The sequence below is a fragment of the Curtobacterium sp. BRD11 genome (genome assembly GCF_031844345.1).
In the GTDB taxonomy this organism is placed as follows: Bacteria; Actinomycetota; Actinomycetes; order Actinomycetales; family Microbacteriaceae; genus Curtobacterium.
Genome location: NZ_JAUZUZ010000009.1, coordinates 54954 through 68189 on the forward strand (window position 1 = coordinate 54954; position 13236 = coordinate 68189).

The window sequence follows — 13236 nt, forward strand, 5'->3', positions numbered from 1 at the left end:
GTAGCGCCTCCAGACCGGACACGCCGGACACGACCGACAGGGCGGGCCGGACCGGCCTGCCAGAGGTGACCCCGCCGCGACGCCGCCGTGTGCACGCGGGCGGCATCGCGTACGTCGTCGTCGGCACGGTGCTGGCGCTGCTGTTCATCGCACCGGTCCTGTACATCCTGTTCCGGTCGTTCCTGCCGGCGGACGCCGACGCCCGGGGGATCGGGTTCGAGTCGATCGCGACCCTCACGTTGCGGAACTACACGAAGGTGTTCGACCCCTCGGTGGACCTGCGACAGAACATCGTGAACTCGTTCGTGGTCGCGATCTCGGTCGCCGTGCTCGTCGCGATCGTGTCGACGCTCGCCGCGTACGCGCTGTCGAAGATCCGGTTCCGCGGTTCGACCCTCGTGTTCGTGCTCCTGCTGGCGCCGCTCGTCGTGCCGTTCCAGGGCCTGCTCACGCCGCTGTCGATCGTGCTCGGCAAGCTCGGGCTGCTCGACTCGCTCGCCGGGGTGGTGCTGGTGCTGGTGACGCTCCAGCTGCCGTTCTCGGTGTTCGTGATGCGGAACACGTTCGACGGCATCCCGTCGGAACTCGAGGATGCGGCAGCGATCGACGGCGCCGGCACCGGGCGGATCCTGCGTTCGGTCATGCTCCCGCTCGCGTGGCCGGGGCTCGTCACCACCGCCCTGTTCGGCTTCATGGCCGGCTGGAACGACCTGCTCAGCTCGGTCACGTTCCTGTCGACCGACAGCAAGTACACACTCCCGCTCGCGCTGTCGAGCATCAGCACGTCCTTCAAGATCCCCGGCGTGCCGGTGATCGACCCGGGGCTCCTCACCGCCGTCGCATGTGTCGCGACCGTCCCGGTGGTCGTGCTGTTCCTCGCCCTGCAGCGGTACTACACCAGAGGTCTCATCGGAGGATCCATCAAATGACCATCACGGACACCCCGACCACCGGCACCACCGCAGGCGCCCCCGCCCCCGGTGGTCGACCGCACCGGCCCCTGCCACTCGGGAGCATCACACCAAGCGGCTGGCTGCTCGACCAGCTCCGGCTGCAGGCCGACAACATCACCGGGCAGCTCGAGGCGATCTGGCCCGACGTGGGACCGGACAGCGGCTGGCGAGGCGGACCGGGCGAGAACTGGGAACGCGGGCCGTACTACCTCGACGGACTCGTGCCGCTCGCGCACGTGCTCCATGACGACCGACTGCTGGCGCTCGCGACGCCGTGGATCGAGTGGATCCTCGGCTCGCAGCGCGAGGACGGCTTCTTCGGCCCGACTGGCAACGACGACTGGTGGCCACGGATGGTCGCGTGCAAGGTGCTCACGCAGCACGCCGACGCGACCGGGGACGAGCGCGTCGCGCCCTTCCTGTCGCGGTACTTCCGGCACCAGCTCGCGCACCTGCCGAACCGTCCGTTGACGTCCTGGGGGCGTGCCCGCGGTGCCGACAACGCGCTGTCCGTCTGGTGGCTGTACGAGCAGACCGGCGAGGACTGGCTGCTCGACCTCGTCGACGTGCTCGCGGCACAGACGATCCGGTGGGACGAGTACCTGACCGGTGACCTCATCACCGGTGCCGCGCGGGTGTTCTCGCACCGGACGCACGGACCGAACGTCGCGATGGGGCTGAAGACCGGCGCCGTGGACGCCCTCCGCGACCGCGACCTCGCCGGCCACGCCGCGCGCACGGAGTCGGCGTTCGGGAACCTCGACCGGTGGCACGGGCAGGCACACGGCTGGTTCTCCGGCGACGAGTGGCTCGGCGGACCGGCCGCGACCGCGGGGGTCGAGACGTGCCAGGTCGTCGAGATGATGTTCACGCAGGAGGTCCACGCGCAGGTCTACGGCCGGGCGATCGACGGCGACCGGCTCGAGCACCTCGCGTACAACCTGCTGCCGGCGTCGAGCGACCCGGAGATGCGCGGGCACCAGTACCACCAGCAGGCGAACCAGGTCGAGGTGTCCGTCGCCCGCCGCGAGTGGAGCTTCTCGTCGGACGACGCCGGGATCTTCGGTCTCGAACCCCACTTCGGCTGCTGCACCGCCAACCTGCACCAGGGGTGGCCGAAGTTCGTCGCGAGCTCCTGGCTGCGCGACGACGACGGGTTGCGGGTCGTGGCGTACGCGCCCGTGGCGGTGCGCACGTCCGTCGGGTCCGACCCGGTGTCGATCGACGTCGACACGGCCTACCCGTTCGACGAGACCGTCACCATCCGTGTGGCGACCGAGCGGACGGAGCCGTTCGCGCTCCGACTCCGGATCCCGGAGTGGGCCGACGACGCCCGGTTGTCGTTGGGCGACGTCGCGGTGGCGCTCGCCGGAGCGTCGGGTGTCCCGGTCGAGGACGGCTACGTGACCCTGGAGCGCGACTGGTCGACAGTCGGTGACGTCGTGCTCGTCCTGCCGATGCGGGCGCGGGTGACGCGACGGGAGCGGCAGGCGGCATCGGTCCGGCTCGGGCCGCTCACGATGGTCTACTCGCCGGGGGAGCGCTGGGTGGAGCACGAGGGCGCGCCGGGCATCGGGGAGTGGGAGGTCCACCCGCGCGGATCGTGGAACTGGGCGCTCGACCAGGTTGGATCAGCCGTTTCGTGGCGCGTGACCCGGGGAGCGGTGCCGTCAGCACCGTGGTCGCTCCGGGACCGGCGGAGCGCTGCGGTCGTGCTGCACGCGCCCGGCGCTCGGGCGACCGAGTGGCGGATGGCGGGAGCGCAGTCGGACGTGCCTCCGGCGAGTCCGGTGTTGGACCACGGGCCCGATGACGACCTGCGGCTCGTTCCCTACGGATCGGCACGCCTGCGTCTCACCGAGTTCCCGGTGATCGGGAACTGGCGGGACGTGGACGACGCGGAGGAACCAGGGCGGTAGACCGAGCCGTCCGCCGGTCTGAGGGGGCGGCGCCGGCTGGCACCGCGCCTCCAGACCGGCGCCGCCAGGTGCGGAGGAGACGCTGTTCGGTCGCCGTGAGGCGCACCTCGATCCGCCACAGTGGGTCGAAGTACCCCCCCCCGTCGTTCCCCGACGTGTCGACCGCTTCTCGGTGCACTCTGGCCTCCCCGTCGTCCGCACCGACAGTAGCGGAGCGGACGGCCGCTCCAGGAAGTTCGTCCCGTGCCGCGCGAGCGACGACCGCAGGGATCAGGACGGGTCGGCGATCTCCTGGAGCGCTGCGAGGTGCGCACGCCACGCCGTCCGACCCTCGCGTGTGACGGTGAGCGACGTCCGGGGGGTCTTCCCCGTGAAGGCCTTCCCGACGGCGACGTACCCCGCCGTCTCGAGGAGCGCGACCTGCTTGCTCAGCGCCGAGTCGGTGACCTCGACGGCGTCGCGGACCTCGCGGAACCCCAGCGTGGTGGCACGGTCGAGTGCGGCCATGATCGAGAAGCGGACCGGGTTCAGCAAGTGTCCGTCGAGCCGGTGACGGGGATGGACCGGTGCCTGGTTCGTCGACGTCATCGTCGTGCCTCGTACGACGCGCAGGCCATCGTGACCGCCAGGATCGCTCCGGAAGTGATCCCGGACCACAGGACGGATCCGTGCGCCCAGGCGACGACGGCGATCGCAGCCCCGTAGGTGACGAACCAGCTCGCGATGTAGATCGTCCATCGACGGCTCCGCGCGAAGGCCGCTCGCCCGCGGATGGACACCGCGAAGAACACGATCAAGGCGAAGAAGGCGGCGAGTGTGCCGACGTAGGTGAGGCCGAAGGCCGAGCCGGTCGTCAGGCCCATCCCGAGGGTCCCGAACGAGGTCACCGTGCCGAGCGCGAGGATGAACGTCACGTAGGGCCACCGGGTGGACTCGTGCGCTCGTCGACTGAGGCGATCGGCGGTGTCGAGGAGCGTCCGCGCCTCTGCCGGGCTGATGCTGTTCTGGTTGTCCATGGTGTTCCCCTCTCGGGTTCCAGCCTGGCACACACTTGCCATTTTGGCAAGTGCTTGCCGATCGGCCAAACCTACCGCGACACGGGCGACGGACGGCTGCGGGTGGTCATGGCCGCGGCTGAGCGTCGTGGGCGTGGTGCGGATCCGATGCGAAGGCTCGTTCGTAGATCTCGTGCACGACAGCGGCCTTCGCGTCGTTGTAGCGCAGGCCGTTGCCGGCGTTCACGGCCGCTGCCTTCGCGTCCGCGTACACCTGCCGGTCCTCGGGGTGGGATCGCAACCACTCCACGAACAGGCGATGCCGTTGCGGCTCCGCTGCCCCCGGCTGCCACACGTGCAGGTTGGTGTTGGGATCGCCGAGGGTGAGCTGCCGGTGCGGGTCACCGGCGATCACGTCGCGGAAGACCAGACGGAACCCGACGGCCTCGAGCTCCGGGAGCCAGGTGCGTTCATCACCGAGGTCGGGCACGAGCAGGTCGGCGTCGATGACCGGCTTGGCGATCATCCCGGGAACGGCAGTCGAGCCGACGTGCGCGATGGTGTGATCGGCGCCGAGCGCACCTGCGACGAGGTCCCGTACGCGCGCGAACGCATCGATCCAACGCGGGTCGTGGTCCTGGAGGCTGCCAGGGTCGACCTGTCGGAACGCGACGCGCTGCGACTGACGGGCTGCGTTGCCGTCCGCGGTGAACGGCCGCCAGAGCGGGTGTGTGGCCACAGCCACATCATGGACCCTCGACGCGTCCGCTGGGCGAGGGATGTCGGGGGAGGGCCGAGAGCACTGCCCCGTGGTGGTGTGAGCGCGACGTTCGCACGGTCGGCGCGTGACCACCGCGGACGAGTGCCGGTCAGGCGCGGAGCGTCAACCCGTGAGGGTGGGTGCTCAACGTCACGGCGACCACCCGACCGAACGGGTCCCCGTCGAGTTGTACCTGTTCCGGTTCGTCGAACGCGAGGCGGAGTCGTCGCGCTCGGGTGGTCGGGAGCGCCCGGGAACGCGGCAGCAACCGAGCGAGGAGCCGACCGAACCCGGTGCGCGAGAAGAAGCGGTTGAGCGTGAGGGTGGAGCCGATCTTCGTCCAGCCGAACCAGCCGTTCGGTCGGAACGCGACGGCGTCCAGGATGCCGTCGTCGGGCTCGGCGCGCGGCAGGAGGAGCACGCCGGCGGTGAGGGTGCCGCAGTTGCCGACGATGATGGTGTGTGCGTGCATCGTCCTGGTCGGGGCGCCGTCGATGTCGTAGCGGACGGGGATCTGACGGTTCCCGACGATGGACCTGGCGATCGGGTCCGAGTACGCGACCCAACCGAACCGCTTCTTGACCCACGCGTTCGTGTCCGCCGCCATGCTCGCGTCGAGTCCGACACCGGCCATGACGAGGAACGCGTGGGTGGTCGTTGATCCATCGACGTCGGTCAGTTCGGCGAGCCCGACGTCGATCGGCCGGTCGGCGCCGGTGAAGGCGTCGTGGACGGCACTGTCGACATCGTTGCGGGTGAGACCGAGGTTGCGGGCGAACAGGTTCCCGGTACCGCTGGGCAGGAGCGCGACCGGGACACCGGTGCCGCGGAGTTCCTCGGCGACGACACGGAGGGTCCCGTCGCCGCCGGCGACGAGGACGACGTCCGGCTTCGACTCGGCTGCTTCGCGTGCGGCTGCGCGACCGTCGTCGTCCGCAGCGGTCTCGAACCATCGGGTGGGTGCCCACCCGTTGCGGGACGCTTCGGCGTCCACGAGGGTGCGCAGCCGTGCCGGGTCGGTCTTGACCGGGTTGATGACGACGGCTGCGGTTCGCTGCCGTGGGGGATCCTGCACTGGTCCGTCCCGATCAGTCGGTGCGCTGGGCCGTGTTCCCGGAGCGGCGGATCGCCCCGAAGACCACGGTTCCGACGAACAGGACGGTGCCGATGATCGCGAGCCAGAGCAGGCCCTTCAGCGCGAAGCCGACGACGGCGAGGATCAGCCAGAGGGTGAGGAGGACGATGACGGTCTTCATGGTGGTGCTTCCTGTCAGGGAGGGGGAGATGCCGGCGGTCCGCTCGACGTCGACGACCTCGTCGCCGGTGCGGCAGGAGGGTCCGCGGCCGTTCCGCGGACCTGGCCACCACACCGGTGGCGGTCCGGGGCGGCTGCGTGTCAGATGCGGCTCGTGCGACGACGGTGCCGGACGATCAGCGTGATCGCCGTGCCGGCTGCCAGGAGCACTCCGGCGATGCCGAGGGGCAGCGCCGGGTCGCTCCCGGTGAAGGCCAGTTCACCGGTCGGGGTGTTCCCGCCCGGTGCCGCTCCGCCGGTCGGGCTCCCTGAGGGGGTGCCGGTGGGAGCGGTCGGGGTGTTCCCGCCCGTAGCTGCTCCGCCTGTCGGGGTCCCAGCGGGGGTGCTGGCGGGGGCGGTCGGCGACGCAGTGGGCGTGGGAGTCGACGAAGCAGCCGGTCGCACGGTGATCGTCACGGTCTGCACGTCAGCGGGCGGCGTGCCGTTCGACGCGGTGATCGTCACCGTGGACGTGCCGGGTGTTGTCGGCGTGCCGGAGACGACGCCGCTGGTGCCGTTGATCGTCAGGCCGGCGGGCAGTCCGGTCGCCGTGTAGGTCGGGGTGGGCGTACCCGTCGCGGTCACCGTGTACGAGTACGGCGTCCCGGCGGTCGCGGCGGCGGGTGCGTCGGAGGTGATGACCGGTGCGGTCGTCTCGGTCGGAATCCCCGGAGCGGGGCAGCCGGTCGAGGCAGTGATGGTGTTCGTGTCGAGGGTCACAGCGCCGGTGCGGGCGAGCAGGCGTCCCACGACGGTGGCGCCGGTGGTGGCGGTCACGGACTGCTGCGCCAGCACGGTCCCCTGGAACTGGGCACCGGTGCCGATGGTGGCGGAGCTGCCGACCTGCCAGAACACGTTGCACGAACTCGCACCACCGGTGATCGTGATCCGGCTGGCGGATCCGATGGTCAGCGTCGATGCGGCCTGGAACACCCACACCGAGTCCGCGCTGCCGGCGAGGGTCAACGCACCGTTGTTCGCGAGCTGGAGCGCCCCGCCGGAGTACACCCCGGGTGAGAGGGAGAGGCCGTTCAGCTCGGTGAGGCCGGTCTGCGTCGGGGACAGTGACGCAGCGACGTCGTACGCCGTCGTGGTGTCCCGCTGCGCCTGCGCGGCTGCGGCGTCGGTCTGGTGCGTGGTGCCGTTGACGGTTCCGTTCGGCGCACCGCCGAAGCCGGTGATCGAGGTGCCGGGAGAGAGCCCCAGGTCGCCGTTGACGACTGACGGGCCGGTGTTCGTCACGGCGCTCGCGCCGAGGACACCGTAGGTCGACGCGGTGCCGAGGTTCACCGGGCCGTCGATCACGGTCGCGGCCGATGCCGCAGCGGTCGACATCATCGCCATCGAAGCGGCGAGGCCGATGCCGGTCAGGGCGAACGCGGTGCGGCGGAGGATACGGGACGTGGCCATGCGAGGCCCCTGTCTGAGTGGGAGAGCCACAAGGCGAGCGTCGACGACGCGAACATGATCTCCGGTCCCTGCAGTATGCGCCTGCTCGACGCAGAACGGTGCGGATCGTCGGATCGGCAGGCCGATGGTCAGGAACGGTGTCGTCGACCGGGCCCCTCTCACGGCACGGACCTCGCGGCCGATCCGAGGACGGACACCACACGCGACCCGGCCGGAGACGTTCCGCCGGAGGCCCCTCAGCAGGACGCCAGTCCGAGTCGGGATGCTGCTCGCGAGACGACCGGTCCGCGGCTGCGTCGCGCGTCTGCAACGGCTCGTCGCACTTGCTCGGCGTCCGCTTCCGGACGCGTCGGTGATCCAGCGTCGAACGGCGGGTGCGGGTCGTACTCCACGGCCAGTTGGACAGCGCGGGCTGCGGCATCGTCGTCGACCTCAGCGGCGACCGTGAGGGCGAAGTCGACACCACTGGTCACCCCGCCTCCCGTGATGATCCGAACGTCGCGGACCACCCGCGCCTGCTCGGGTACGGCTCCGATGGTCTCGAGCAGGTCGAAGGCACCTTGCCCTCCGGGGACCATGAGGACGTCCGCCTGCGGGGCCTCGTCGAAGGTCACCGTCGGCATGATCGCGAAGCCCGCATCGGTGCCCACCGGCTCTCGGTCGTGCCAGGCGAGGTCGATGGTCGCGCCGGGGAGCCTGGAGAAGAGCTGTACCGGGCCGGTCAGGTCGAGCTGTGTCACGTTCGGGAACAACAGCGCAACGAACCTGACGGGTCTGCTCATCCGTACATCGTCGCGGAATCGCGAGGATCCTGGTAGACGGTGGTCGGTGGACCGCGCGACCGTCGTCGGACTCACACCTCCCAGTCCGACAGGGAGGTCCTGTCGCGGAGGAGACCGGCGAGTTCGGCGTGCACCGTCATGGTCTTCTCCAGACGCGCTGCCCTGTCGACGGAGAGCGTCCCCGCTTCCCAGTCCCGCTCCGCGACGTACGCCGTGTACGGGTTGACGACGCACTTGAAGTCGAGCATCAGGGACTGCGCGAGCGCGCCCGTCGCCATGTAGCTGTGCGGGAGCCCGGCAGCGCACACGAAGGTGACCACCTTGTCGAACCATGCAGCACGCCGGCCTTCCCCCGTCGCACCGGTGGCTTCGATGAGCGACTTGACCGCCGATGACGGCGCCCAGTTGTAGATCGGGAACGCCAGCACCACGCCGTCGGACTCCCGGATGACATCGTGCAGCGCACCGAATGCGTCGCTGTCGAAGACCTGGTCGTTGTCGAACGCCGGCAGCGGTGCCGTTGCCAGGTCGACGACCTCTGACCCGTGACCGTTCGCCCTCAGGAGCGACGCCGACCGCTCGGCCAGCCGGCGACTGGTGCTGACGGGATCGAGGCTGCACGAGATGACCGGCAGACGCAGGGGAGTCACCCCTGCACGGTACCGATTCAGGTGCGGCGGAGCGTGGTGCGACCGGTCCGTGGCAGGTCGTCCTCGTGCCGGTCGGGGCCATCAGCTGACGCGCGACCACCCGCAGCCGGCCTCCTCAGGACAGCCAGCCGTCCGAGTGGCCGAACCCTGCTCACCCGTCGACGTCGGTCGACCCCGTTCCCTGGACCCGGCGCGGCAGTCCGCGGACCGCTGCGTGCCAGGCCCAGGCAGCGGCGAGGAACACACCAGTGGCGATGAGCCACAGGAGCCAGGGCATCCGCGAGTCCAGCAGTCCGAGGGTGAGCGGGAAGAGTGCCATCCCGATCGAGCTCGCGGTCTGGAACACCCCGATCGCTCGGCCTCGGATGCATGGGTGCGGAGCTGCGGCCATGACCGCGTTCGCCGCGGGCAGGGAGATCATGTCCGCCACGGCCAGCACGACCGCGACCACGACGACGTAGGACCACGCGCCCGGTCCGTGCAGCGGAGGAAGGACGATCAACGGTGCCGTCGTCGCGGCGGTCAGGACGGCGCCGAGCGCGATGAGCGTCCCGCGCCGTCGCCCGGCGACCCACCGGGTGACGGATGTCTGGAAGAGTGCGCACAGGCCCGTGGCGATGGCGAACTGGACGGGTGCGACCGCCGGGGACATGTCCCACCGCTCGATGAACAGGACACTGAACGCGACGTTCGGCAGCAGCATGGCGGGGCCGATCAGGAACTGGCCGAGCGCGATGAGACGCATCGACCGGTCGGCGACGAAGGCACGCAGCGGCCCGGAGGCGTCGGCTGGTCCCGCTCCCGTCGGTGCCGCTGCCTGCGGGGTACGACGACCGGTGCGTTGCGTGGCGAACACGACGGCCGCTGCGACGCTGGTGACGACGTTGGCGAGGACCAGCCACCGCAACCCGTCCTGGTGTCCGTGCGCGAGGGTGACCGCAGCGACGATCGCGCCTGCCCCGAGGGCGGCGGCCTTCGTCGCTTCGAGGAAGGCGAACCAGCGCTCGAACGGGCGGCCCGCCGCGATGTCGTGCACGTACGCGGTCCACGAGGTCCAGTAGAGCCGTTCGGATGCATTGGCGAGGAAGATCGCCGCGAAGATCACCACCGGATCGTGGGCGGAGAGGTAGAGCGTGAAGCCCGCTGCGGAGAGCAGGTTGTTGAGGACCATCGACGCCCTGGCACCGAACCGGTCGGTGAGGACGCCGCCGACGAGTCCGATCGGGAGGGCCACCAGCGATGCGACGGTGGAGAGGACACCGATCACCGCCAGGGACACGTCGGTGGTGATCGTGAAGTAGACGATCGTCAGCGGCAGCGTGAGGCCGGCACCGATGGTGTCGGTCAGGACCGCGAACGTGACGAAGCGGTGCTCGTGGAGGCTCGCGAGTGGAGCCCGGAGCCGGGCAGGGGTGAAGCGCATGGAGGTGTTCCCGTGAGGTCGTCGCACCGCCGCCGAGCGGCGGCGCGGGCGTGCAGGAGCACACGAGCAGAACGCTCGCGGCGAGGAGGGCTGACCGTGTCGATCAGCTCAGTGCTGCGTTGACGTGACTCCGGGCGGGACGGGCCGCGGTCCGCCGAGCTCGGGCGCGGCTTTCGTGGGGAACAGTCCACGAGGGGCACTGAGCGGCACCGTCGCCACCTTCCCCGGCGTCGGACCAGACCGACGAACGATAGCAGCGCCCACGTCGACCGAGCAACGGCTGGTGCACCACACCGTTCGGGTCAGCGGCGCTCGCGCGCCTCCGGTCCGGGCCGGGAGGCGCGGGTCCTGCGGGTGCAGCGGCGCCCGCCCGTCACTTCGTTGCCTGGTGGACCGTTGCGACGACCGACCCGTACAGCACGAAGGCGGCGATGCCGCCGGGGAACATCGCGAGGACGGCCGCGGGTACCGCCCACACCTGGTGCACCCAGGGGTGACCTGCTGGCTCCGTGGCGGTCATCGCGGCGAACGAGCACGCGGAGACGAGCACGGCCCACGCCGCCGTCATGCAGATGATCGGCAGGAAGTGCCACCCGAGGCCGAGCAGCGGGTAGACGAGCGGGAGGAGGAACATCGCCGGCGCGATGATGAAGCCGGCCCTGGCCGTGGTGCGGAAGGCCTTCCGGCTGCTGTTGACCTGGGCGATGGTGCGCTGGTCGTCGACCTCCGACTCCGGCCATGAGTCGTACGGGAGGCCTGAGCTCGTGTCCTGGTCGTCCATCTACGGTCGCCTCGGCGGGGACACTGCGGGACACTCGAGCTGCCCGGCCGGCGGTCGTTCTCGAAGATCAGTGGTCACGGTTCCCCCCTCGCGTTCCCCTGACGGCAGCGTACTGCTCTCGCCTGGGCCCGGTGCCTTCGGTGATATCCTGTATACTGCATGTATGCAGCAAGGTGAATCGTGGCGCTCGGACGTCCAGGGGCTCCGAGCGGTCGCCGTCCTCGGCGTGGTCCTGTTCCATGCCGGTGTCCCGCTGTTGCGGGGCGGATTCGCAGGCGTCGACGTCTTCTTCGTCATCTCGGGGTTCCTGATCACGAGCAACCTGCTCCGAGAGCATGCGCGGACCGGGCGCATCAGGCTCGCCAGGTTCTACCGGAACCGGTTCACCCGCCTGGCGCCGGCGGCGATCGTGACGGTCGTCGTCACGGTGCTCGTCTCCGTGGCCGTCCTGCCGCCGCTCGACCGGACCGTCATCCGCGTCGAGTCGCTCGGATCGCTCGTCGGTGTCGAGAACCTGTGGTTGGCCTGGACCGGCACGCAGTACCTCGCCACGCACAGTGCGAGTGCCTTCCAGCAGTTCTGGTCGCTCGGGGTCGAAGAACAGTTCTACCTGGTGTGGGGCATCCTCATGACGGCGGTGCTCGCGGCCCGCTCGCTTCGCAGGGTCCTGCCGGTGATCCTCGGCGGCATCGTCGTCGTGAGCTTCGCGACGATGGTCCTCGTGTCGCAGACCAGCGGTTCGTGGGCGTTCTTCGGGCCGCACACCCGCGCCTGGGAGTTCGCGGCGGGTGCCCTGGTCGCGACGCTCGCCCGACGAGCGGCGGAACACCGCGGCGCAGCGACCTCGGGTCCTCTCGTCGTCCGCCTGGTGTCCGCGTGGATCCCGGTCATCGGTCTGCTGCTCATCGCCCTGTCGTTCGGGCTCCTCTCCGAGGACGTCACCTACCCGGGACTCGCGACCCTCGTCCCTGTCGCCGGCGCGGCGATGGTCATCGCCCCTGTCGCGGTGGAGTCGCCCGTCCGCCGTCTGCTCAGCACGAGGTGGGTCACGAGCCTCGGTGACCGTTCCTACTCGATCTACCTGTGGCACTGGCCGCTCATGACGATCCCGGTGCTTGCCAGGGATCGCTCGCTCGACTTCTGGGAGAGCGCTGCAGCCGTCGTCGGTTCGGTGCTCCTCGGCTGGCTCGGTCACTCCGTGCTCGAGGTCCGCGCAGCCGCTTGGTCCAGGTCCCGACGGGGGCGCCGGTCGGCGACCCCGGGGAACGAGAGACGCGTGTGGCGCCGCTCTGGCGCGCTCGTCGCCGTCGTCGCCGCGGGGGCAGCGGTCTGCTTCGGAGTGTCGACCATTCCGCCCCTGCATACCAACGATCGCATCGCTGCCCCGACGCGCGCCGACGTGCTCGCCGGCCCCCGCCCCGCGGGCGTGGTGCCGTCCAACGTCGAGCCGAGCCTCGCCGGCGCATCGGCTGATCTGTCACCGCTGTACGCCGACGGCTGCCACGCAGGCTTCGCAGCGACGACCACCCGAGGATGCAGCTTCGGTTCCGGGCCGCGGACCGTGGTCCTCTTCGGCGATTCGCACGCAGCGCAGTGGTTCAGCCCGCTCCGAGCTTGGGCCGCGGACCGAGACATGCGCCTGATCACCATGACCAAGTCCTCGTGCCCGAGCGCCGACATCCCGGTCCGCTCCTCGGATCTCGACCGCGACTACCGCGAGTGCGACGCATGGCGGAAGGACGCGCTCGACAAGATCGCGCAGTTGCGGCCCTCGCTGGTCGTCCTCGGCAACGCCGGGAACCTGACCGCGCCCCTGACGGCGCGTCCTGGAGCGTTCTCGGACACGTGGCAGGATGCCCTCGAGCGCACCATTCACAGGATCCAGGAATCCGGCGCATCGACGGTCGTGTTGCAGGACACCCCCGCGTGGTCGACCACGCCCAACCGAGCTCTGTCCGCGTCGCTCAAGAGCGTTCCGGACGTCGCAGAGCCGCGTGAACGCCTGATCGATCATGCCGCACGTGCCGCCGAGGCAGCGGCCGCCCGATCGACACGATCCACGCTGATCGACCCGGTCGGCTGGCTGTGCGATGACCAGTGTGCTCCCGTGATCTGGAACCGGCTCGCCTACCGGGACGCGAACCACATCACGGAAACGCTCGCGGTGACCCTTCGCCCGCGTCTCGAAGCAGCTCTGGACCGGGCGGATTGCTGCGGCTCTGCGGTCCCGCAGTGACGGACGCCGGCCCGGGCTGACGGGACCACGCAC

The 13236-nt window shown here is 70.3% G+C and carries 13 protein-coding genes; 3 read left to right on the forward strand and 10 right to left on the reverse strand.

What is annotated here, in order from left to right:
* Positions 1-65: 65 nt before the first annotated feature.
* Together Q9R28_RS16230 and Q9R28_RS16235 are read left to right on the forward strand one after the other, a co-directional pair.
* Positions 66-929, forward strand: coding sequence for a carbohydrate ABC transporter permease (locus tag Q9R28_RS16230; RefSeq protein WP_311206613.1), 864 nt, complete (start codon positions 66-68; stop codon positions 927-929).
* Positions 926-2872, forward strand: a complete 1947-nt coding sequence (locus Q9R28_RS16235) for a beta-L-arabinofuranosidase domain-containing protein (RefSeq protein ID WP_311206614.1) — start codon at positions 926-928, stop codon at positions 2870-2872. The genes Q9R28_RS16230 and Q9R28_RS16235 overlap by 4 nt, the downstream gene beginning before the upstream one ends.
* Positions 2873-3142: 270 nt before the next feature.
* Here Q9R28_RS16235 and Q9R28_RS16240 read toward each other — a convergent pair whose 3' ends face one another.
* The 10 genes from Q9R28_RS16240 to Q9R28_RS16285 form a co-directional block, all read right to left on the reverse strand.
* A complete protein-coding gene (locus tag Q9R28_RS16240; RefSeq protein ID WP_066656282.1) occupies positions 3143-3460 on the reverse strand; it encodes a transcriptional regulator in 318 nt (105 codons plus the stop codon).
* Positions 3457-3888, reverse strand: a complete 432-nt coding sequence (locus tag Q9R28_RS16245; RefSeq protein ID WP_251155705.1) for a chemotaxis protein CheY — start codon at positions 3886-3888, stop codon at positions 3457-3459. Before Q9R28_RS16245 ends, Q9R28_RS16240 begins: the two co-directional genes overlap by 4 nt.
* Before the next feature lie 106 nt (positions 3889-3994).
* Entirely contained in the window at positions 3995-4720 is a 726-nt protein-coding gene (locus Q9R28_RS16250; RefSeq protein ID WP_311206615.1) for a GrpB family protein, read from the reverse strand.
* A 16-nt stretch (positions 4721-4736) separates the two neighbouring features.
* Positions 4737-5702 (reverse strand): diacylglycerol kinase family protein, encoded by a 966-nt coding sequence (locus tag Q9R28_RS16255; protein ID WP_311206616.1) that lies wholly within the window; start codon positions 5700-5702, stop codon positions 4737-4739.
* A gap of 13 nt (positions 5703-5715) precedes the next feature.
* The gene (locus Q9R28_RS16260) at positions 5716-5883 is read right to left on the reverse strand and encodes a hypothetical protein (RefSeq protein WP_311206617.1); all 168 of its coding nucleotides are present in this window, start codon (positions 5881-5883) and stop codon (positions 5716-5718) included.
* A 140-nt stretch (positions 5884-6023) separates the two neighbouring features.
* Positions 6024-7331 (reverse strand): ice-binding family protein, encoded by a 1308-nt coding sequence (locus Q9R28_RS16265; RefSeq protein ID WP_311206618.1) that lies wholly within the window; start codon positions 7329-7331, stop codon positions 6024-6026.
* Positions 7332-7567: 236 nt separating this feature from the next.
* Complete coding sequence (locus Q9R28_RS16270) at positions 7568-8113, reverse strand: DJ-1/PfpI family protein (protein ID WP_311206619.1); 546 nt, start codon at positions 8111-8113, stop codon at positions 7568-7570.
* A gap of 71 nt (positions 8114-8184) precedes the next feature.
* Entirely contained in the window at positions 8185-8763 is a 579-nt protein-coding gene (locus tag Q9R28_RS16275; protein WP_251155708.1) for an NADPH-dependent FMN reductase, read from the reverse strand.
* A 151-nt stretch (positions 8764-8914) separates the two neighbouring features.
* Entirely contained in the window at positions 8915-10186 is a 1272-nt protein-coding gene (locus tag Q9R28_RS16280) for an MFS transporter (protein ID WP_311206620.1), read from the reverse strand.
* Positions 10187-10559: 373 nt separating this feature from the next.
* On the reverse strand, positions 10560-10967 hold the full coding sequence (locus Q9R28_RS16285; protein WP_251155710.1) for a hypothetical protein: 408 nt from the start codon (positions 10965-10967) through the stop codon (positions 10560-10562).
* Between the two features lie 163 nt (positions 10968-11130).
* Here Q9R28_RS16285 and Q9R28_RS16290 point away from each other — a divergent pair, with 163 nt between their 5' ends.
* Positions 11131-13203 (forward strand): acyltransferase family protein, encoded by a 2073-nt coding sequence (locus Q9R28_RS16290; protein WP_311206621.1) that lies wholly within the window; start codon positions 11131-11133, stop codon positions 13201-13203.
* The last annotated feature ends 33 nt before the right edge of the window (positions 13204-13236 follow it).